Consider the following 21,877-nt stretch of genomic DNA (forward strand, 5'->3'; position numbering starts at 1 on the left):
CGTCATTTCCCCCACTGGGGAAAATGACTTCCCGCGCAGGCGGGAATCCATGCTGAGCTGGACGGGACGCGCCGCATGGGTTCCCGCGTGCGCGGGAACGACGAGGTTCACTTACCCCCGGAGTCTGTCGATGCGTTCAAGCTTAGCCCTGATGTGTTGTGTTGCGATGAATATGGCGGTGGCGGCGCCCCCGGCGGCCAAGCCGCTGGCGGAAACCGCGCGGCTGAAGGCGGCGGCCCGGCGCGTGATCATCCTGCGCGACAAATGGGGCATTCCCCACGTCTACGGCAAGACCGACGCCGACGCCGTGTTCGGCCTGATGTACGCACAGGCCGAGGACGATTTCAAGCGGGTCGAACTCAATTACATCAACGCCATGGGCCGGCTGGCCGAAGTCGAGGGAGAGGCCGAGCTGTATCGCGACCTGCGCATGAAGCTGTTCATCAATCCGGCCGACTTGCAGGCGCAGTACGCCAAAAGCCCGGCGTGGCTGAAGCAGCTGATGGTGGCCTACGCCGACGGCTTGAACTACTACCTGGCCACGCACCCCGAGGTGAAGCCGGCGCTGATCGCCCGCTTCGAGCCGTGGATGGCGCTCAGCTTCAGCGAAGGCAGCATCGGCGGCGACATCGAATCGGTCGACCTGAAGCAGTTGCAGGAACTGTACGCCAACGGCGCCAAACTGCCGCTGGCGCCACCGGTGCTGCTGTCGGCGCGCGGCGACGGCATAGACCCGGACAAGGAACCGGGCGGCTCCAACGGCTTCGCCATCGCGCCCGCGCTGAGCAAGGACGGCCACGCGCTGCTGCTGATTAATCCGCACACCTCGTTCTACTTCCGTCCCGAAGTGCAGGTGCACAGCGAGCAGGGCCTGAACGCCTACGGCGCCGTGACCTGGGGCCAGTTCTTCGTCTACCAGGGCTTCAACGACCGCCTGGGCTGGATGCACACCTCCGGCGGCGGCGACGTCATCGACGAATACCTGGAGACCATCAGCGAGAAGGACGGCCAGTTCTACTACCAGTACGGCCAGGAACAGCGGCCGTTGAAGGCGGTCGACATCACGCTGCCGTACAAGACGGCGGCCGGCATGGCCAGCAAGGTGGTCAAGGTCTACTACAGCCACCACGGCCCGATCGTGCGCGCCAAGGACGGCAAGTGGATCGCCGTGCGGCTGATGAACGAGCCGCTCAAGGCGCTGACGCAATCGTATATCCGCACCAAGGCGCGCAGCTACCAGGACTTCTGCAAGGCGATGGAGCTGCGCACCAATTCGTCCAACAACACCGTGTACGCTGACGCCGACGGCAATATCGCTTACTTCCACGGGAACTTCATTCCCAAGCGCGATCCAAAGTTCGACTGGAAGCATCCGGTCGACGGCAGCGATCCGGCCACCGAGTGGCAAGGCCTGCACGCGGTGAAGGACACCATCACTCTGTTCAATCCGAAGAACGGCTGGATACAGAACACCAACAACTGGCCGTACACGGCGGCCGGAGCGTACAGCCCCAAGGCGCGCGACTATCCGGCCTATATGTCGATGAATCCGGAGAACCCGCGCGGCATCCACGCGGTGCGGGTGTTGGAGAACAAGAAGAACTTCACGCTCGACAGCCTGATCGCCAGCGCCTACGACAACCAGCTGCCGGCCTTCGAGCCGCTGCTGCCGCAGCTGTTCGCCGCATGGGATGAACTGCCGGAGGGCGATACGCTCAAGGCCGGCCTGGCGCCGCAGATCGCCGCGCTGCGCGGCTGGGACATGCGCTACTCGCTGGAGTCGGTGCCGACCTCGCTGGCGATCTTCTGGGCGCAGGACCTGTCGGCCACTTACAGTCCGGCGGCCAAGGCGCGCGAAGTGCTGGTGCTCGATTACATCCAGGCCGCGATCACGCCGCAGCAGCGCTTGCAGGCATTGGAGCGCGCTTCGGCCAAGCTGGCGGCGGACTTCGGCACATGGCAGACGCCGTGGGGCGAGATCAATCGCTTCCAGCGCCTGACCGGCGACATCGTCCAGCCTTTCGACGACAGCAAGCCTAGTTTGCCGGTGGCGTTCGCGTCAGCCAACTGGGGTTCGCTGGCCGCCTATGGGATGACCTCCAAGACCAAGACCAAGAAAATCTACGGCGAGCGTGGCAACAGCTTCGTGGCGGCGGTGGAGTTTGGGCCGCGCATCAAGGCGCGCAGCATCCTGGCGGGCGGGGAGAGTGGCAATCCGGCCTCGCCGCATTTCAGCGACCAGGCCGCGATGTACGCGCGCGGGGAATTCAAGGACGTGTTGTTCTACAAGGCGGACGTGGAAAAGCACCTGGAACGCAAATATCACCCAGGCGAGTGAGGCGCACCGCCGGGCAGGGAGTCGCCGATGGTCTTCGCCGGCGCGGAGCTTGTCGCCGCATCTGCCGCAGCCGCGGCCATGGCTGCAGCGGCAGCCCGCGCCGCAGGTGAGGCATAGCGCGTCTGCGGCGCCTCAGGAACCGCAGGCGGCGCCGGCGCCGCGACGGGTTCAACGACCGGCTCCTTGCTCCATGCCAGATTCTCTACCTTGTTGTTGCGCGGGTTGCCGTCCTTGTGGCGCACCCACTTCAAACCCGATGGATTGGGCAGGTGCGCCTCGGCCACCAGCTCGTGCACCAGGAACTCGCCGGTACGATTGCCGTTGCGCAGCTTGACCATCAAGCCTTCCGGCGTGACTTTGGGCCGCAGCGCCGTCACTTTGGGGCCGCCGGAGGCCAGCACGCGGCCGTCCTTCGACACCTTGTAGAAGTCGCTGCCGGGCACCGGCTTGGCGCTGGCCACGCCCAGCGAGTAAAGGGCGCCGACGGCCAGTACGCCAATGATGATGAAGAGGAATTCCATGAGGTCTCGGACTGATTACGCAATTCCCGGATACTAGCACCTAAATCGCATCGAGCGAACGGCGAATATCGGCCCTTAAATCCTCTATATCCTCGATTCCCACCGACAGCCGTATCAGGCCGTCGCCGATGCCCAGCTTTGCGCGCGTCGCCGGCGGGATGGTGGCGTGCGTCATCAGCGCCGGATGCTCGATCAGGCTTTCGACGCCGCCCAGGCTTTCGGCCAGCGCGAACACCGAGCAGCTTTCCAGGAAGCGGCGCGCGCCCGGCAGGTCGGTCTTCAGGTCGATCGAGATGATGCCGCCGAAGCCATCCATCTGGCGCTTGGCCAGTTCATGCTGCGGATGCGATTCCAGGCCGGGGTAGTAGACCTTGCGCACTTCCGGCTGCTGCTCCAGCCAGCGCGCCAGTTCCAGCGCGCTGCGGCAGTGGCGCTCCATGCGGATCGCCAGCGTCTTCACGCCGCGCAGCGCCAGGAAGCTGTCGAACGGGCCGGCGATGGCGCCCACCGAGTTTTGCAGGAAGCCGACCTGTTCGCACCACGCCTGCTGGTGGGGCTCGCCGCCCACCACGGCGATGCCGCCGATGATGTCCGAGTGGCCGTTCAGGTACTTGGTGGTCGAATGCACGACGATGTCGAAGCCGTGTTCCAGCGGCCGCTGCACCAGCGGGCTGGCGAAGGTGTTGTCGGCCACGGCGATGATGCCGCGCTCGCGGCAGATCTTGGCGATCGCCTTCAGGTCGGCCAGCTTGAGCATCGGGTTGGTCGGCGTTTCGACCCACACCATTTTGGTTTCGGGCCGGATCGCGGCCAGCAGGTTTTCCGGGTTGGTCAGGTCGACGTAGCTGAAGTCGTGGCCCGCGCTGCGCCGGCGCACCCGCTCAAACAGGCGGTAGGTGCCGCCGTACATGTCGTCGCCGGCGATGATGTGCGAGCCGGCGTCGGCCAGTTCCAGCACCGTCGAGATCGCCGCCAGGCCGGAGGCGAAGGCGAAGCCCTGGGCGCCGCCTTCGAGGTCGGCCACGCAGCGTTCCAGCGCCCAGCGGGTGGGATTGTGCGAGCGGCCGTAGTCCAGGCCCTTGTGCACGCCCGGACTGTCCTGCACGAAGGTGGAGGTGGCGTAGATCGGCGGCATGATGGCGCCGGTCGATGGATCGGGCGATTGGCCGGCGTGGATCACGCGGGTGGCCAGGGCGGCTTTTTTGTGGCTTTTCAGGTGTTGGTCGCTCAAGATAAAGTCCTTCTCAGGTGGTTCAGCAAATCGAAGCGGGTAATCAGGCCGTAGAAGGTGTCGCCGTCGGCCACCACGGCGGTCAGGCCGCGGTCCAGGGTGCTGCGTAGCGCCTGCACGCTGGCGCTGGGGTGCAGCGTTTCAAGGCGGGACGTCATGGTGGCGCCGACCAGGCTGGAAAACTGTTCCGCATGGTTGTCGACCTTGAGCAGCAGGTCCGATTCGTCGATGATGCCGACCAGCTTGCCGTTCTCCAGCACCGGCAGCTGCGCCAGGTCGGCGCTGCGCATGCGGTTGAAGGCGATCAGCAAGGTGTCGGCGGGGGAGACGCTGACGACATCGCCCTCGTCGTAGCGGCGGCCGATCAGGTCGCGCAGGTCGTGCAGCGGTTCGCGCCGCAGCAGGCCCTGGTCGTGCATCCAGCCGTCGTTGTAGACCTTGGACAGGTAGCGGGTGCCGGTGTCGCAGACGAAGGTGACGACGCGCTTGGGCGTGGTCTGCTCGCGGCAGTACTTGAGCGCGGCGGCCAGCAGGGTGCCGGTGGACGAGCCGCCCAGGATGCCTTCGGCGCGCAGCAGGCTGCGGGCGCTGTCGAAGCTTTCCTGGTCGCTGATGGTGTAGGCCTTGCGCACGCCGCTCAGGTCGGCGATCGACGGAATGAAGTCTTCGCCTATGCCTTCCACCGCCCACGAGCCGCTGGTGTCGGACACGTGGCCGGTGTTGACGTACTCGGTCAGGATAGAGCCCTTGGGATCGGCCAGCACGAATTCCACGTGCGGCGCGGCCTTGCGGAAGTAGTTGGTCAGCCCGGTCAGGGTGCCGGACGAGCCGACCCCGACCACGATGACGTCGACCTCGTGGCCCATCTGCTCCCAGATCTCCGGGCCGGTGGTGGTTTCGTGCGCCAGCGGATTGGCCGGGTTGTTGAACTGGTCGGCGAGGAAGGAGCCCGGCAGCTCGCGCGCCAGCCGCGCGGCGTAGTCCTGGTAGTACTCGGGGTGGCCCTTGCCGACGTCGGAACGGGTGGTGCGCACTTCGGCGCCTAGCGCTTTCAGGTGCAGTACTTTTTCGGTCGACATCTTGTCCGGCACCACCAGCAGCACGCGGTAGCCCTTGAGGCGGCCGACCAGCGCCAGGCCCAGGCCGGTGTTGCCGGCGGTGGCCTCGATGATGGTGCCGCCCGGTTTCAGGCGCCCGTCGGCCTCGGCCGCCTCGATGATGGACAGGCCGATGCGGTCCTTGATCGAACCGCCGGGGTTCTGCGATTCCAGCTTGAGGAACAGCTGGCAGGGACCGGTGTCCAGGCGGGTGACCTGGACCAATGGTGTGTTGCCGATGAGCTTAAACAATGCGGGGGTAGGCATGCGGTTCTCCTTGCGAACTGTGGGCACGGGCGAATTGTGTCCGCTCGTGCTTTTTTGTAAAGAGCGGATGGTAGGCCGCTCTGTAGGCGCTGGAAAGGAATGTTTCCGAGTTTGCATATGCAAAAAAAATACCGGTTTCACCATGCTGCTGGAAAAGCAAGTATGCTCCTTTTTATGAAGCGGCGGTTTATAATCCCGCACTTCAAAAAGGGGTAGTAGTGGCTAAACTTTATTTCCGTTATTCTGCGATGAACGCAGGCAAATCCACCGCGATGTTGCAAGTGGCGCACAATTACGAAGAGCAGGGCCAGCAGGTGCGCCTGTTCACCGCCGCCATCGACAACCGCTACGGCGTGGGCCAGGTGACGTCGCGCCTGGGTCCGCAGCGGCAGACGGAAGTGTTCGACGCCGGCACTAATTTCCTCGGACTGATAGACCAGAAAATCGCCTGCCTGCTGATCGACGAGGCGCAGTTCCTCAGCACGCTGCAGGTGCAGCAGTTGCATCAATTGGCGCAGGTGCGCGGCATCCCGGTGATCACCTACGGCCTGCGCACCGATTTCCGTGGCGAGCCGTTCCCGGGTTCGGCCTATCTGCTGGCGCTGGCCGACGATATCGAAGAGTTGAAGAACATCTGCACTTGCGGCAAGAAGGCGACCATGAATATCCGCGTCGACGAGAACGGCAAGCGCATGAAGGAAGGCGAGCAGATCAGCATCGGCGGCAACGAGAGCTACCGCCAGGCTTGCGGACGTTGTTTTTACACAGACAGTCATTAATCGTTAAAACCGGGAGCGCGGGCTATGTCGTTAAGTGTTGTCGATGTGCCTGCGCTGGATAACCGGCGCGTCAAGACCAGCACCGAGGACGTGCTGATCGACCGCGTCGTGCCCGGCGAGATCCTGGTGATCGCGTTTGGTTTCGTCTCGTGGGAGACGCGGCCGGAGTTCGATTTCTATGGCCGCCTGAAAAAGCTGGAGCAGGCCAGCGGGCGGCATCTCAACAAGATCCTGGTGCGTGATTCCGGCAACAGCTGGTATCACCGTACCATCGCCGGCCTGGGCGACCATCCCGACGATACGGTGGAAACGCTGCGCGCGCTGATCGCCGCGATCAAGCCGAGCAAGGTGGTGACCATCGGGCAGTCGATGGGCGCCTATGCGGCCGTCATGTTCGGCCTGCTGCTCGATGTGCAGCAGGTGATCGCCTTCGGGCCGTTGTCCTTCCTCGATGTGCGGCAGGCGCTGCTTTATCACGACCGCCGCTGGATCGCCGTGATGCGCGCGCTGGAACAAAACCGGCCGGCCTCGGGCTATTACGATCTGGCGGCGCTGGGGCGGGACAGGGCAGGCGGGCAGACTCGCTTGCATATCGCGTTCGGCACCAAGCCGGACCAGCCCAATTCCACCGAGTCGGTCAACCTCGACGCCATGCACGCGCACCGTCTGGCGGCGATGGGCAATTGCACGCTGTATCCGTATCCGTATTCGGGCCACGCGGTGGTGCAGCACCTGATCGACACCAAGCGCATCAACGCGCTGTTGGCGCAGATCATCACCGGCATCGAGCTGGCGCCGGAGCCGCTTGCCATCACGCCTGCTTGGCATGCCTGGGTGGCCGAGAACCTCAAGCTCGGCAGCACGCCGGCGGAATTGGTGGACATCCTTCAGCAGCATGGTTTTTCGTATGACAGCAGCGTCGCGGCGGTGGCCGGCGGCGGCGCATGAGGGTGCGCCGTTTGCATCGCGCGGCTTGCGCGCTGGCGGCCATGCTAGCGGCGCTGCCGGCCACCGCCGATCCGCTGGCCTCGTGCCGCCTGCCCGAAATGCACTTACGCAGCGATGTTGGCCTCGGCTTCCCGCGCAATCCCTTGCGCCTGAAGACCACCGGCCAGCTGCGCTTCCGCGTGCTGTTCGTCGACTTCAGCGATGTCCCGGCCACGGTGGCGCCGCGCGAAGTCATGTCCATCATCTCACCGCGCGCCGAGCAGTATTTCAAGGCTGTCTCCTACGGCAAGCTGGACGTGACGCTGGCCGCCGACGAACGCTGGATACGCATGCGCAAACCCTCGGCCGACTACCACTTCGGCCGCGGCGCTTCGTTCATGACCCACCGAGCTTATTTGCAGGAAGCGATCGACCTGGCCGGGCCGTCCGTCGACTACACCGGCAGCGACGCCATCCTGGTGATCGCCAATCCCGCCACCCAGGCGATCAACTGGGGGCCGACCTTCACCGCCTCGCCCGGACTGGGCGTGCAGGCCGGCGGCAGGGAGTTCATCAACGGCGCCACCTCGGGCAGCGATTTGCCGATACTGGGCTGGACCTGGTTTGCGCACGAAATCGGCCATGCGATGTCGCTGGTCGACCTGGCCGGACCGCGTCCGCCCAAACAGCTGTGGCACACCTACGTCGGCGAGTTCAGCGCAATGGGCAATCCGACGGGCAGGGCGCCGGAGTACCTGGGCTGGGAGCGCTGGCAACTGGGCTGGCTGGACGACGCCCAGGTGATCTGCACCGACGCCGCCGCCACCGTCACGCTGACCCCGGTCGAACGCGCAGGCGGCGCCAAGCTGGCACTGGTGCCGACCGGCCCGAACACAGCGCTGGCGATGGAAAGCCGGCGCGCCGAGGGCTACGATGTCAAGCTGCCGCGCGCGGGCCTGCTGGTCTACACCGTCGACACCCGGCTCACTTCGCACGACGGCGCGGTCCGCGTGCAACCGCCCGGCGACAACGACGAGCAGCACCTGCAAGCGCTGCTGTCGGTCGGCCAGATGGTGACCACGGGCGAGCTGTCCGTCACCTTGCTGGCCAGCGACGCGCAGGGCGACACCTTCCGCATCCAGCGCACGACAACACATCGGGATTGACCTCCGCAACCATCGTGGTATAGTTTTCGTACAAATTTGGTAACGTTTCCATTCTATTGTGGAAGCGCTTCCATATTTTGTACTGCGGTCCTTCATCACAAAAACCATCGGAGACTAAATGAAGACGACACTGCATCACCGCATCAAATGGCTGCTGGCCCTTGCCGGCTTGGCAGTTGCCGGCGCGGGCTACGCGCAAACCGCCTTGCCGGGCAAGCTGGAGGCGGAAAGCTACACCAGCATGACCGGCGTCGCGCTGGAAGCCACCACCGACACCGGCGGCGGCAGCGACGTCGGCTGGATCGACACCAACGACAGCATGACCTACTCGGTCAACCCCGGCAGCGCCGGCTGGTACACCGTGCAGTACCGCGTGGCCTCGGCCACCGGCGGCGGGCAGGTGGTGCTGGCGCAGAACGGCAAGGCCATCGGCGAAACCACCACCTTGCCGAACACCGGCGGCTGGCAGAACTGGGCCACCGTCAACTCGCACGTGTTCCTGGCGGCCGGCCAGCAGAGCTTGACGGTGCAGGCGCGCGCCGGCGGCTTCAACCTCAACTGGATCAACTTCACGCCCGAGACCACCGGCGTGACGCTGCCGGCGATACGGCAGAACGGCAAGTTCTGGGTCGACAACGCCGGCAACCGCGTCAACCTGCGCGGCGTCAACCTGGGCAACTGGCTGGCGCTGGAGATGTGGATGATGAATACCAACCTGTCCAACAACGGCGCCGGCATCGGCGACCAGTGCCATCTGGAATCGGCGCTGTCCGGCCGCTTCGGCGCGGCGGAAAAGGAGCGCTTGATGTCCGTGTTCCGCGACAGCTGGATCAGCGGCCGCGACTTCGACCTGATGAAGGGCATGGGCATGAACGTGGTGCGCGTGCCTTTCCTGTACAGCCTGATCGAGGACGACGCCCATCCGTATACGCTGCGCGCCGACGCCTGGAAATACCTGGACTACGCCATCAACGAGGCCGAGAAGCGCGGCATGTATGTGATCCTCGACCTGCACGGCGCGGTCGGCGGCCAGGCGGCGGCCAGCGAGCAGCACGACGGCTGCGCCGGCGCGGCGGAAATGTGGACCAACACCACCTACCGCGACCGCACCAAGTGGCTGTGGGACATGATCGCCAGCCGCTACAAGAACCGCACTTCGGTGGCGGCCTACGACCTGCTCAACGAGCCGTGGGGCACCGACGCCATCACGCTGGCCAACTTCGCCTACGAGCTGTTCAACGTGGTGCGGGCCAAGGACGCCAATCACGTGATCCTGCTGCCCGGCCACAATTCCGGCATCGACGCCTACGGCAATCCGAACACGCGCGGCCTGAGCAACGTGGCGTTCTGGATGCACTTCTATCCCGGCCTGTGGGGATGGAACGAAGTGCAGGGCGCCACCGCGCAGGCGAATATGCATGCGACCTGGCTGCACTGCAATACCAGCGGCACCGGCGAAAGCTGTGACTGGAACAACAAGCTGACCGCGCTGAACACGCCGTTCCTGATCGGCGAGTTCCAGCCGTGGACGCTGACCGGCAGCTACGGCGGCCAGATCACCCGCAAGACCTACGACATCTACAATATGTACGGCTGGGCCGCGACCAGCTGGGCGTACAAGACGGTCAGCTACGGCGGCTCGAACGGCGACACCAGTTCGTGGGGCTGGGGCCTGGTCAGCAACAGCAGCAACGGCGGCGGCTTCGGCGCGCTGGACGTGGGCAGCGCCACCAATGCCGCCATCGAAAGCTACTTCCGCGGCTTCGGCACGCAGCCGCTGGTGCGCAACGAGAGCATCGCCTACTGGATGAACTGGAAGGCCGAGGCGGGCCAGCGCATCGAGGCCGAGATGTTCAGCAACCATAGCGGCATGCGCATGGAAACCACCACCGACACCGGCGGCGGCTTCAACGTCGGCAACATCGACACCAACGACTGGATGACCTATCCGATCAACGTGCCGAAGACGGGCTGGTACAACCTGCAATTCCGCGTCGCCAGTCCGAACAACGGCGGCCAGCTGGTGCTGAGCAAGAACGCCACCGACCTGGCCGCGCTGGCGGTGCCCAACACCGGCGGCTGGCAGAACTGGACCACCGTCACCGGCACCGTCTACCTGACGGCGGGCCAGCAGGACCTGGCGATCTTCGCCCGCGCCGGCGGCTGGAACATCAACTGGTGGTCGTTGACGGCGCAGTAGCGCCAGTGGCCGGTGCTGCGTCGGCGACGCGGCGCAGCACCGGCGTCTTGAATTCGAAGCGCTTGATCTCGCCGACCATCAGCACGTAGCACAGCACGGTGACGGCGGCGTTGGCGCCGACGAACACCAGCGCGCCGGCAAACGAGCCGGTCTCCTGCAGGATGTAGCCGATCACGATAGGCGTGGTGATGCCGGCCGTGTTGCCGAAGGTGTTGAACAGCGCGCCGCTCATGCCGCCCGCTTCCTTGGGCGAGGTATCGGCCACCACGGCCCAGCCCAGCGCGCCGATGCCCTTGCCGAAGAAGGCCAGCGACATCACCAGCACCACCAGCCAGTCGGCGTCGACGTAGTTACAGACGATCATCGACATCGCCAGCAGCATGCCGCCGACGATGGGCGTCTTGCGCGCCATCGACAGCGACTTGCCGGACTTGATCATGCGGTCGGAAATCACGCCGCCCAGCACGCCGCCGAGGAAGCCCGCCACCGCCGGCAGCGCGGCCACGAAGCCGGCCTTCAGGATCGTCATGTGGCGCTCGCTGACCAGGTAGACCGGGAACCAGGTCAGGAAGAAGTAGGTCAGCGTGTTGATGCAGTACTGGCCGATGTAGACGCCCAACAGCATGCGGTTGCCCAGCAACTGGCGGATGCACGACCAGGTGTCGAGCTGGGTGGTGGCGGCGACCTTGTCCTTGCTTTCCAAATCCACCAGCGCGCCGCCCGCTTCGATATAGGCCAGCTCGGCCGCATTGATGCCGGGATGGTCCTTCGGGCCGTAGATCGTCTTGCGCCAGACGAAGGCCATCACGATGCCCAGCCCGCCCATCACATAGAACACGCTTTCCCAGCCGAAGCTGTGGACCAGCCAGCCCATCAGCGGCGCGAACAGCACCGTGGCGAAGTACTGGGCCGAATTGAAGATGGCCGCCGCCGTGCCGCGTTCGGCGGTCGGGAACCAGGCCGAGGCCAGCCGGCTGTTGCCGGGAAAGGAGGGCGCTTCGGCGGCGCCGATCAGCAGGCGCAGGCAGAACAGCGTCGAAACTGCGGCGGCGCCGGTCAGGAAGCCGACGGTGCCCATCAACATCGTGAAACTGGACCACAGGAAGATGCTGAAAAAATAGGTGCGCTTGGAACCGAAGCGGTCCAGCAGCCAGCCGCCCGGCAGTTGCGCCAGCACGTAGGACCAGGCGAAGGCTGAAAACACAAAGCCCATCTGCACCGGCGACAGGCCCAGCAGTTTCTTGAGTTCCGGTCCGGCGATGGCGATGGTGGCGCGGTCGGCGTAGTTGATGGTGGTGACGGCGAACAGGATGGCGAGTATCAGCCAGCGTACCCGGCTCGCTTTGTTGGGCTGCGGTGTCATGCGGTCTCCTTGTTATGGTGGTTTTTAAGCCATCATAACTTAGATGTCAGACGTCGTACAACTGTATTGTGTGCAATTGACGCCGGCCCGTCGCCGTGCGACGATGCGGCCATGAGCAGCCTGTTTGAATGTAGTACGCTCGCGCCGGCGTGGTTATGCCATCACCGCGACATCCTGTTGTACCTGGCGCCGTCGCTAGTGCTGGCGCTGCTGATCCGTGCTTTATCGGCCCGGCATCCCTTCTTTTTCCTTTTCACCGTCGCCGGCACCATCTGCCACGAGCTGGCGCATTTCGTCGCCGGCCTGGTGACGTATGCGCGGCCGGCCGCCTTCACCGTCATTCCGCGGCGGGTCGGTCAGGGCTGGGAGCTGGGATCGGTGCGCTTGACGCGGGTGCGCTGGTACAACGCGGCGCCGTCCGCGCTGGCGCCGTTTGTGGTGGTGCTGTTGCCGTTCGTGGTGGCATGGTGGCGCACCCGGGCCGGACTGAATTTCCAGTGGATAGACCTGGCGCTGGCGTTTGCCGTGGCGCCGCAGTTCCTGGCCTGCTGGCCGTCGACGGTCGACTGGAAAATCTCCTTGCGATCCTGGCCCTACCTGCTGATCGCAGGCTTGCTGTGGTGGTCGGTGTCGTACTGGTGGCCGCTGCTGCAATCGCTCTGACGGCCACCGTGTGCGCTTAGTGCTGGTGCGCGCTGTTCAACGGTTTGACGACGGCGTCTACCGCCACCTTGCTGCGGACTTTGTTCGCGTCCTCAAACTCCAGCGTCAGCGGCACCTTGGCGCCGTCGGCCAGCGGCTGCTTCAGTTGCATCAGCATCAGGTGATAGCCGCCGGGCGCCAGCTGGACTGCCTGGCCGGAAGGCAGCGCCAGGCTGTCGATCTGGCGCATGCTCATCATGTCGTTCACCATTTTCATTTCGTGCACTTCGACCACGCCGGCCGCCGGCGAGCTGGCGCCGACCAGGCGGCTGTCCTTTGCCGAGGTCAGCGTCATGAAGGCGCCGGTGGCTTTTTGCGAGGCCACGGTGCCGCGCACCCAGGCCTCGCTGACGGTGACTTGCGCGAAGGCGGGCAGGGCGGCGAGGAGCATCAGGTAGATCATGCGTTTCATGAGAATAATCCTTTCAGGAAGCTGGTTTCTTTTTTAGGTTGCATCAGTTTGCGCAGGTCGGCTGCGCATTGCTGGGCGGTTTGCTCGTGCTTGAAGGCGAGACGGATCTTGCCGGCGGCGTCGAACACATAGGTGATGGCCGTGTGGTCCATCGTGTACGAGCTGCCGCTGGGGACTTTGCGGTAGAAGATCTTGAAGTCCCTGGCCGCCTTGGCGGTTTGCGCCGCGTCGCCGCGCAGGCCGACAAAGGCCGGATCGAAGGCGCGCATGTATTCGGCCAGCAGCGCGGCGGTGTCGCGCTCCGGATCGACGGTGACGAAGACGACTTGTAGCTTGTCGCCGTCGGCGCCGAGCAGCTTCTTGATCTCGACCGCGCGCGACAGGGCGGTCGGGCAGACGTCCGGGCATTGCGTGAAGCCGAAGAACAGCAGCACGTATTTGCCTTTGTAGTCTTGCAGCGAGGCGGGCTTGCCGTCGCCGTAGGACAGGCGGAAGTCCGGGCCGATGCTGCTGCCGGTGATGTCGATGCCGGTGTAGGCCGGCGGCGCGGCGTGCACGGCCAGCGGCAATGCAGCGGCTGCGGCCAGCGCGGTAAGTAGGGTACGGCGTTGCATGGTTAATCCTGTGAGTCGTTGAACAGGCGCACGCCAGCCGTCGCCGTTCGGCGTGGCGGCATGCGGTCTACCGGGACGTCAGGACAGGACGGGCGGTCCGCGCGGCTGTGCGCTCGACCAGTTGAACAGCGGGGTGGGGGACTGGTAGTGCAGCGCGGGCCAGGCGTCATGGCCGCGCAGCACGGTGATCAGGCCGGCTGGTGCTGGCGGCGGCGCGTAGGTGTCGGCATGGGTGGCGCAGAACACGCAATGCTTGAGCGCGTGCGTGGAGCTGTCGCCCGGCGCCGGCTTGGCCGGCGTGGCGCTGCAAATTTCCAGCACCAGCGGATCGCGCGCCAGCGTGGCCATCGCATGGCCGATCGCCGGGGCGAGCAGGTTCAGCAAAATCGCGATGCATACGATCAGGCTGTGGCTGCGCCGGTGCTTCAGAAATTTACCCATGCCCGCAATTATAGGGCAAAAGAAAACCCGGGGTCAGGTCCCCCATTTGAGCATGAGCTCGGCTTGTATAGCCGAGCTCATGCTCAAATGGGGGACCTGACCCCGGGTTGGTTAGCGGCCGGCGAGCTTGAAGATCCGCACCACCTTTTCCAGATCGGCGGCCTGGTCTTGCAGCGCGTGCGCGGCGGCGGCCGCTTCCTCGACCAGCGCGGCGTTCTGCTGCGTGACCTGGTCCATCTGCGCGATCGCTTCGTGCACCTGGCCGATGCCGGCGCGCTGCTCGTCGCTGGCGGTGCTGATCTCGGCCATGATGTCGGTCACGCGGCGCACGCTGACCACCACTTCCTGCATCGTCGTGCCGGCCTGCGCCACCTGCGTGCTGCCGATGTCGACCTTGCTGACCGAATCATCGATCAGCGCCTTGATTTCCTTGGCCGCCGTGGCCGAACGCTGCGCCAGATTGCGCACTTCCGACGCCACCACCGCGAAGCCGCGGCCTTGCTCGCCGGCGCGCGCCGCTTCCACCGCCGCGTTCAGCGCCAGGATGTTGGTCTGGAAGGCGATGCCGTCGATGACCGAGATGATGTCGACAATCTTGCGCGAAGACTGGTTGATCGAGCCCATCGTGTCGACCACCTGCGCCACCACTTCGCCACCCTTGGCGGCGATGCCGGAGGCGGCCAGCGCCATCTGGTTGGCCTGCGCGGCGTTGTCGGCGTTCTGCTTGACGGCGCTGCTCAGCTGCTCCATCGAGGCGGCGGTTTCTTCCAGGCTGGAGGCCTGTTCTTCGGTGCGCGAGGACAGATCCAGGTTGCCGGCGGCGATCTGGTTGGAGGCGGTGGCGATCTGCTCGGCGCCCAGCCGCACTTGGCCGACCACGCCGGACAGGTTCTTGCTGATGCCGTTCAGCGCGCGCAGCACCAGGCCGATCTCGTCCTTGTTGTCGATGGCCAGTTGCACATCCAGGTCGCCTTGCGCGATGCGGCTCGCGGCCGCTTCGGCGCGGGCCAGCGGGCGGGTGATGTTGGCGCGCACCAGCAGGAACAGGATCGCGGCGAACAAGGCCAGCGACACCAGGCCCAGCGCGGCGTAGCGGTTGCGCAGCCGGCCTGCTTCACGGGTGATTTCCTCGGTGTAGGTGCCGCCGACGATCAGCCAGTTCCACGGCTTGAAGGTGTGGAACTCGACCATCTTCTCGCGCGGCGCGGCGCCGGCGCTGTCGGCCCAGTCGTAGCGCATCGAGCCTTCCTTGGCCGCCAGCATGTCCTTGACGAACGGGCGGCCGTCGCTGCTGGCGCTGTCGATCAGGTTCTCGCCTTCCTTGGCCGGGTGCACCAGCGCCGCGCCCAGCGTCTTGCCCGGCGCGGCGTTGACCACGTAGATGTAGCCGGTGTCGCCGATCTTGATGGCCTTGATCTTTTCCTTCAGCATGGCCATGTTCTTCGAGATGTCCAGGCCGATGAACAGCACGCCGATGACCTGGCCGCTGGCGTCCTTGATCGGATCGTATTGCGTGATGTACTGCTTGCCGAACAGCGTGGCCAGGCCGATGTAGTTGCCGCCGGCGCGCAGCGGCGCGTAGCTCGGGTGGGCGTGGTCGAGCTGGGTGCCGACCGCGCGCTCGCCGTTTTCCTTCTTCAGCGACGTGCTCACGCGCACGAACTCGTCGCCGCTGGCGGCAAAGATGGTGGCGACCACGCCGGTGTCGGCGGTGAACTTGTCGGGAATGGCGAAGTCCAGGTTCAGCGTCTTGCCGTCGTGCTTGAGCGAAGGCGTGGCCTTGCCGCCGATGTCGACGGTGGTGGCGCTGTCCAGGCTGAACTTGCCGTCGCCGAAGCCGGCCGCGAACAGGCGCGCGAAGCTGGACGCCTCGTTGGTCATGGCGGTGTTGAACACCTCGACCGTGTTGCTGATGCCGTCCAGCGTGTTGGCGACATTGGCCTTGGCGCGTTCGGTCAGCATGGCCGAGGTGCTCATGTTGATCAGGCTGAGCAGCATGGCCAGGATGACGGCGATCAGGCCGAAGGTGAACACGGTAATCTTGGTGCCGACACCCCAGTCGCGGGGATTCATGGTAAAGGTTTGCATTGTTCTTTTTAGGTCAAGGTGGTGCTGATTGAGGGCGCTCTGGATCGAGCATGCTCCGGGGGAGCGACTGCGTGAAGCGATAAGGCTGCTGCTAAGGCGCCTCACCAGTCGAGGCGTACGGGCTCTGCCGGAGTGCTGCGGGCGGGCCGTCAAAAACATAAGACCGATATAGTACCACATTTTTGCTGCGTGGCAACATATGTGTCAACGGAAGTAAAACTGGTTTCATTTCAGTCTTGCTTAAGCTTGGGCAGGGACACTGCAAACTCCCAGCGCTGCGGTGCAGCCTATCCTGTAGAATGGAACGGCAGGCAGGAGCACTGCGCGCGACGATTAATTGATAACACTACGTTTCGGAGTAAGCCGATGAAGAAGCAAATACTGTTAGTAGCCGTGTTGGCGGCGCTGTCAGTGCAGGCCGGCGCGGCCGTGCCAGAAAAAGCGGCGGCGGATACCGTACTCAAACCCCAGCCGGGCCAGGCCCAGGCGGCCGTATGGGCCTCGCGGGTTCTGACCAAACTGCATTACAAATCCACTCCGTTAGACGATGCGATGTCGGAAAAGATTTTCGACCGCTATTTCAAATCGCTGGATTCGGAAAAACTGTTCTTCACCCAGGCTGACATCGACCAGTACGCCATCGTACGCACCCGCCTGGACGACGCCATCACCGGCGAGAACCTCAGCGTTCCATTCGCCATCTACAACCAGTACCAGCAGCGCTTCAACGAGCGCATCGCCTACGCCCGCGAACTGCTCAAGACCAAGCCCGATTTCTCCCTCGACGAGAGCTACCAGTACGACCGCGAGAAGGCCGACTGGGTCAAGAGCGACGCTGAAATGAAGGAACTGTGGCGCAAGCGCGTCAAGAACGACTGGCTGCGCCTGAAGCTGGCCGGCAAGGACGACAAGGGCATCCGCGACACGCTCGACAAGCGCTACGAGAACTACGTCAGCCGCTCGCGCAAGCTGACCAATGAGGACGTGTTCCAGATCTTCATGAACGCCTACGCCATGTCGATCGAGCCGCACACCAATTACCTGGGCCCGCGCGCGTCGGAGAACTTCGACATCGCCATGCGCCTGTCGCTGGAAGGCATCGGCTGCGTGCTGCAAACCCGTGACGAATACACGGTGGTGCGCGAAGTCGTGCCGGGCAGCCCGGCCGGACTGTCGGGCAAGATCAAGGTCGGCGACAAGATCCTCGGCGTGGCCAAGGACGACAACTCGCCGATGACCGAAGTGCTGGGCTGGCGCATCGACGACGTGGTCGCGCTGATCCGCGGTCCGAAAGACTCCACCGTGCGCCTCGACATCCTGCCGGTCGATGCCGGCGTCGACGGCAAGCACGCCACCGTCTCGCTGGTGCGCAAGAAAATCAGCATGGAAGAGCAGTCGGCCAAGAAATCCATCCTGGAAGTCAAGGACGGCACGGCCAAGCGCCGCATCGGCGTGATCTCGCTGCCGACCTTCTACCAGGACTTCGAGGCCAGCCGCAAGGGCGACAAGGAATACAAGAGCGCCACCCGCGACGTGGCCCGCCTGCTGGGCGAGCTGAAGAAGGAAAAAGTCGACAACGTGCTGATCGACCTGCGCAACAACGGCGGCGGCTCGCTGTCCGAGGCGGTGCAGCTGACCGGCCTGTTCATCGACAAGGGCCCGGTGGTGCAACAGCGCACCGGCGACAACAAAATCGAAATCGAAAGCGACACCAACGCCGGCATGGCCTGGGATGGTCCGCTGGGCGTGCTGATCAACCGTGGTTCGGCCTCGGCCTCCGAGATCTTCGCGGCCGCGATCCAGGACTACGGCCGTGGCGTCATCATCGGCGAGCCGAGCTTCGGCAAGGGGACGGTGCAAACCATCTTCGGCCTGGACCGCTTCGCCCAGAGCGACAAGGTCCACTACGGCGAGCTGAAGATGACCATCGCCCAGTTCTTCCGCATCAACGGCGGCACCACGCAGCTGCGCGGCGTCACGCCCGACATCAAGCTGCCGACCATGGGCGATTCGGACACCTTCGGCGAATCGAGCTACGACAATGCCTTGCCGTGGACCTCGATCAAGCCGGCGCCGTACATCCCGACCGGCGACCTGAAGGACATCCTGCCGCTGCTGGACAAGAAGCATGAGGCGCGCGTGTCCAAGGACAAGGACTTCCAGTACCTGTCCGAGGACATCGCCCTGGTCAAGAAGCAGCGCAAGGACAACCTGATCTCGCTGAATGAGACCGTGCGCCGCAAGGAGCGCGACACCCAGGAAGCACGCGCCAAGCTGCGCGAGGCGCGTCTGCTGTCGACCACGCTGGGCGCGGACGACCCGGTGCTGCTGCCGGATCCGAAGGACGCGCTGAACAAGGCGATCTCCGCCAAGCCGGCCAACGGCAAGGCAGCGCCATCGCCGAAAGTGGCGGCGGTCAAGGGCGCCTTGCGCACCGACGACGGCCTGCAGGGCGACGAACGCTCGCTGACTGCGGAGCTGGATGCGGAAAAAGCCGCCAAGGCCGCCAAGGATGTGCTGCTGAACGAAGCGGTCCACATCCTGGCCGACGAAGTGGGCTTCCTGAAAACCGACACCCGCATGGCCTCGCGCGTGCTGCCGTACGCGGTGGACGCCAGCAAGTAAGTCGTCTGCTCGAAGGTAGCCCCGTGTAGTTCGCGGGGCTATTTTTTTGAGTTATTCACATCGATAATTACTGCTATTACCAATATAAATTAGATTTATATGCCGCGATGCAGCATCATTCACCTGTCTCCTCTATTCTCCTCCAAGGAAATAGATTTAGCCCGCTCCCGTAGCGGGCTTTTTTTTGGGTGCTTATTTGCGACGGCGTTTGACCAAGCCGATGCCTAATAAGCCTACGCCCAACATCAGATAAGTGGATGGCTCCGGCACCGAAATTGTCAGCTTGGTCTCTGGAGTAACGCTCATGCGGTTGTCGTAATAAGGTGGAAAGTCATAATGCCACGTGTAGCCCAACTCACTGGCGCTGCCGCCGCCGTAGGAGACACCTTGATATGTGTTGCTGTAGGAAGTGTAGAATTCTAATTTCCCATTATTCAAGTCATAGGAAAAAGAACTCACACCGCAATATGCATTGCAGTTCAGATAATTGGTGTAACCGCTGCGCATGTAGGTGAGCTCGCTTAGCTCAATTATGTTGTTATGGTTCAGGTCCTCGCCATCGAATCGTCCGCCATACGACGCGTCCGGCTGAAATTCATACGCTTGATTGTAGATATCGGCAAACAATCCGGTATAGGTGTAGTAGTAATGCGTGGGGGCAGCTTGGGCTGCGGTACTGGATATTGCTAGTAATGCAACGCTTAAAAGTTTTTTCAACATTTGATGACTCCAATCTGGGTGGGGAAAGTTGCTGGCTGGGGATGTGACAATTGCTAAACAGTCACTTACTTAATAATAAACAATAATTTTCTATCAATTCTATCGAACGGTAACATCCTGAGTTTTTTGTGCGCCCCCCCCTGCGGTCTTGCTCGCGCAGCTTGCCGGTAGCCGCCGCTCCGAAGATCGGTTAAGATATTTTCTTTCGATCAACGTTTAGGCTGGCGTAACGTGACTCCTACCCAATTCAAGTTAATCGCCGCCGCCCTGGCCCTGGGCGGTGCATTGGGCGGTGGCGGGGCGGCCTACATCCTGACCCATCGGCCGGGCGCCGACGCCGGCGCCGAGGTGGCGCGGCCGTCCGCCTTGAAAGGCACGCAGCCGCACTGGAGCGCGCGCGTCACCGCCATCGCCGGCGACGGCATGCCGGGCGCGAACAACGGCCGTGGCCGCAGCACCCGTTTCGCCGATCCGTTCGGCGTGGTGGCCGACGGCGCCGGCAACCTGTACGTGGCCGATGGCGGCGACAACAACAGCATCCGCAAGATCGCCCAGGACGGCGCCACCACCACCTTGGCCGGCGCGGTCGAGGGCTATGCGGAAGGGGCGGGCAAGGCGGCCGCCTTCCACACCCCGTCCGGTCTGGCGATCGACGCCGCCGGCAACCTGTACGTGGCCGACACCGGCAACAACGCCATCCGCAAGGTCACGCCCGAAGGCGTGGTCAGTACGCTGGCCGGCGACGGCCTGCCGGGCGACAAGGACGGCCGTGGCGCGGCCGCCCAGTTCAATGGCCCGATCGGCATCGCGGTGGACGCGGCCGGCGTGGTCTACGTGGCCGATACCTACAACGACCGCATCCGCCGCATCGCAGCCAACGGCGAAGTCACCACCGTCGCCGGCGGCCGCCGCGCGGGCGATGTCGACGGCGCCGGCGCGCAAGCGCTGTTCAACACGCCGACCGGCCTGGCGCTCAGCGCCGCCGGCGAGCTGTACATCGCCGACACCGGCAACCACGCCATCCGCAAGCTGGCCAAGGACGGCAGCGTCAGCACCGTGGTCCAGGCCAAGGATGGCGAGCGTGCGCCGCTGCTGCAATCGCCGGTTGGACTGGCGATGACGCCGGACGGTTTTCTCTACGTGAGCAGCAACGCCCACGGCCGCCTGGCGCAGGTCACCCCGGCCGGCGAAGTGCTGACGCTGGAAGACGCCGACCGCCCGCCGCAACCGGGCTACGGCTCGGACGGCAGCGTGCGCTTCTACGCGCCGCGCGGCCTGGCGCTGGCCAAGGACGGCTCGCTGTTCGTCACCGACGCCGCCACCTTCCGCCTGCACCACGTGGCGCTGGCGCTGGCCGGAGAGCCGGCCGCGCCGGAGTTGCCCTTGTCCGGCGCGCCGTCGCACGGCGCCACGATGCTGTGGCCGGTGAAGCCGCAGGACAAGCCGCATGAAGTGGTCGGCCTGATGGGCGAGGTGCGCGGCAACTTCGACGGCGAAAGCCGCGACCATTTCCATTCCGGGCTCGACGTGCAGGCCGCCATCGGCACGCCGGTGCTGGCCGTCACCGCCGGCAAGATCAGCGACCCGAACGCCAGTTGGGGCTACGGCGAACTGTCGGAAGGCGTGGCGCTCGATGGCCTGCAATACATCCACATGCGCGTGGGGCGCGGCGCCAACGACAAGCCGCTCGACCCGCGCTTCCAGCTGCTGAAGGATGAAAAAGGCGTGCCTTCCTCCGTGCGCGTCAAGCGCGGCACGCGCTTCCTGGTGGGCGAGACGCTGGGCACCGTCAACCGCATGGCGCACGTGCACCTGGACTACAAACCGAACGGCGACGCCCTCAATCCGCTGACGCTGCCATTCATCGACCTGGAAGACACCATCGCGCCGCAGATCCAGTCCATCGCGCTGGCCGACAGCAGCGGCAAGCTGCTCAAGGAAAAGGCCGGCGGCCGCCTGCTGGTCCCGCGCGCCTTGGGCGAAGTGCAGATCGTGGTCGACGCCTTCGACCAGATGAACGGCAACCAGGCGCGCCGCCGCCTGGGCGTGTACAAGCTGGGCTACCAGCTGTTGAACGCCGACGGCGAAATCATCCCCGGCATGGAAGAACCGTTGATCACGCAGCTCTACGACCGTCTGCCGCGCAACCGCGAGGCGGTCAAGCTGGCCTACGCGGCCACCAGCGGCATCACCGTTCACGGCGCGGCGGAAACGCGGTTTTCCTACGCCATCAACAACACGCTGATCCACGGCAAGCTGACGCCGGGCGGCTGGAAAGTCGGCGCCCTCGGCCCCGGCAACTATACGTTGCGCATCACGGCCGAAGACTACGCCGGCAACGCCGCCAGCAAGGGCCGCGATTTGTTGATCACCGTAGACTGAGCTG

General features: G+C 64.4%; 17 protein-coding genes. 8 read left to right on the top strand and 9 right to left on the bottom strand.

The window, feature by feature from the left end:
• Window positions 1–130 precede the first annotated feature (130 nt).
• Window positions 131–2,338, top strand: coding sequence for an acylase (locus V6M89_RS23275; protein WP_332855420.1), 2,208 nt, complete (start codon window positions 131–133; stop codon window positions 2,336–2,338).
• Here V6M89_RS23275 and V6M89_RS23280 read toward each other — a convergent pair.
• Genes V6M89_RS23280 through V6M89_RS23290 form a run of 3 tightly spaced genes read right to left on the bottom strand, consistent with a single transcriptional unit; the run spans window position 2,323 to window position 5,454 of the window.
• Window positions 2,323–2,859 carry an HNH endonuclease gene (locus V6M89_RS23280; RefSeq protein ID WP_332855421.1) on the bottom strand — a complete coding sequence of 179 codons (537 nt, stop codon included), beginning with the start codon at window positions 2,857–2,859 and terminating at the stop codon, window positions 2,323–2,325. The two genes, V6M89_RS23275 and V6M89_RS23280, sit on opposite strands and share 16 nt — an antisense overlap.
• A 40-nt stretch (window positions 2,860–2,899) precedes the next feature.
• Entirely contained in the window at window positions 2,900–4,075 is a 1,176-nt protein-coding gene (locus V6M89_RS23285; protein WP_332855442.1) for a trans-sulfuration enzyme family protein, read from the bottom strand.
• A gap of 11 nt (window positions 4,076–4,086) precedes the next feature.
• Window positions 4,087–5,454: a cystathionine beta-synthase gene (locus tag V6M89_RS23290; RefSeq protein WP_332855422.1), complete on the bottom strand. Its 1,368-nt coding sequence runs from the start codon at window positions 5,452–5,454 to the stop codon at window positions 4,087–4,089.
• 218 nt (window positions 5,455–5,672) lie between these two features.
• On the opposite strand from V6M89_RS23290, the gene V6M89_RS23295 reads away from it, so the two are divergent.
• The 4 genes from V6M89_RS23295 (at window position 5,673) to V6M89_RS23310 (ending at window position 10,526) form a co-directional block, all read left to right on the top strand.
• Window positions 5,673–6,233, top strand: a complete 561-nt coding sequence (locus V6M89_RS23295) for a thymidine kinase (protein WP_332855423.1) — start codon at window positions 5,673–5,675, stop codon at window positions 6,231–6,233.
• A gap of 24 nt (window positions 6,234–6,257) precedes the next feature.
• Window positions 6,258–7,181 (top strand): alpha/beta fold hydrolase, encoded by a 924-nt coding sequence (locus V6M89_RS23300; RefSeq protein ID WP_332855424.1) that lies wholly within the window; start codon window positions 6,258–6,260, stop codon window positions 7,179–7,181.
• Window positions 7,178–8,326 (top strand): hypothetical protein, encoded by a 1,149-nt coding sequence (locus V6M89_RS23305; protein ID WP_332855425.1) that lies wholly within the window; start codon window positions 7,178–7,180, stop codon window positions 8,324–8,326. Before V6M89_RS23300 ends, V6M89_RS23305 begins: the two co-directional genes overlap by 4 nt.
• Window positions 8,327–8,444: 118 nt before the next feature.
• Entirely contained in the window at window positions 8,445–10,526 is a 2,082-nt protein-coding gene (locus V6M89_RS23310; protein ID WP_332855426.1) for a carbohydrate-binding protein, read from the top strand.
• On the opposite strand, the gene V6M89_RS23315 is transcribed toward V6M89_RS23310, so the two are convergent.
• On the bottom strand, window positions 10,498–11,889 hold the full coding sequence (locus V6M89_RS23315) for an MFS transporter (RefSeq protein WP_332855427.1): 1,392 nt from the start codon (window positions 11,887–11,889) through the stop codon (window positions 10,498–10,500). The genes V6M89_RS23310 and V6M89_RS23315 overlap by 29 nt on opposite strands.
• A 111-nt stretch (window positions 11,890–12,000) precedes the next feature.
• On the opposite strand from V6M89_RS23315, the gene V6M89_RS23320 reads away from it, so the two are divergent.
• Window positions 12,001–12,552, top strand: coding sequence for a hypothetical protein (locus tag V6M89_RS23320; protein ID WP_332855428.1), 552 nt, complete (start codon window positions 12,001–12,003; stop codon window positions 12,550–12,552).
• Between the two features lie 16 nt (window positions 12,553–12,568).
• Here V6M89_RS23320 and V6M89_RS23325 read toward each other — a convergent pair whose 3' ends face one another.
• The 4 genes from V6M89_RS23325 to V6M89_RS23340 all read right to left on the bottom strand — a co-directional run bounded on the left by V6M89_RS23325 (window position 12,569) and on the right by V6M89_RS23340 (window position 16,146).
• Window positions 12,569–13,003: a copper chaperone PCu(A)C gene (locus V6M89_RS23325; RefSeq protein ID WP_332855429.1), complete on the bottom strand. Its 435-nt coding sequence runs from the start codon at window positions 13,001–13,003 to the stop codon at window positions 12,569–12,571.
• A complete protein-coding gene (locus V6M89_RS23330; protein WP_332855430.1) occupies window positions 13,000–13,617 on the bottom strand; it encodes an SCO family protein in 618 nt (205 codons plus the stop codon). Before V6M89_RS23330 ends, V6M89_RS23325 begins: the two co-directional genes overlap by 4 nt.
• A gap of 78 nt (window positions 13,618–13,695) precedes the next feature.
• Window positions 13,696–14,058: a DUF2946 domain-containing protein gene (locus V6M89_RS23335; RefSeq protein WP_332855431.1), complete on the bottom strand. Its 363-nt coding sequence runs from the start codon at window positions 14,056–14,058 to the stop codon at window positions 13,696–13,698.
• A gap of 111 nt (window positions 14,059–14,169) precedes the next feature.
• Window positions 14,170–16,146: a methyl-accepting chemotaxis protein gene (locus V6M89_RS23340; RefSeq protein ID WP_332855432.1), complete on the bottom strand. Its 1,977-nt coding sequence runs from the start codon at window positions 16,144–16,146 to the stop codon at window positions 14,170–14,172.
• 366 nt (window positions 16,147–16,512) lie between these two features.
• On the opposite strand from V6M89_RS23340, the gene V6M89_RS23345 reads away from it, so the two are divergent.
• Entirely contained in the window at window positions 16,513–18,771 is a 2,259-nt protein-coding gene (locus V6M89_RS23345; protein ID WP_332855433.1) for a carboxy terminal-processing peptidase, read from the top strand.
• A 192-nt stretch (window positions 18,772–18,963) separates the two neighbouring features.
• Here V6M89_RS23345 and V6M89_RS23350 read toward each other — a convergent pair whose 3' ends face one another.
• Window positions 18,964–19,491 (bottom strand): PEP-CTERM sorting domain-containing protein, encoded by a 528-nt coding sequence (locus tag V6M89_RS23350; RefSeq protein ID WP_332855434.1) that lies wholly within the window; start codon window positions 19,489–19,491, stop codon window positions 18,964–18,966.
• Window positions 19,492–19,722: 231 nt separating this feature from the next.
• On the opposite strand from V6M89_RS23350, the gene V6M89_RS23355 reads away from it, so the two are divergent.
• Window positions 19,723–21,873, top strand: coding sequence for a gluconolaconase (locus V6M89_RS23355; RefSeq protein WP_332855435.1), 2,151 nt, complete (start codon window positions 19,723–19,725; stop codon window positions 21,871–21,873).
• The last annotated feature ends 4 nt before the right edge of the window (window positions 21,874–21,877 follow it).

Source organism: Duganella sp. S19_KUP01_CR8, from assembly GCF_036688705.1.
Taxonomy (GTDB): domain Bacteria; phylum Pseudomonadota; class Gammaproteobacteria; order Burkholderiales; family Burkholderiaceae_D; genus Rugamonas.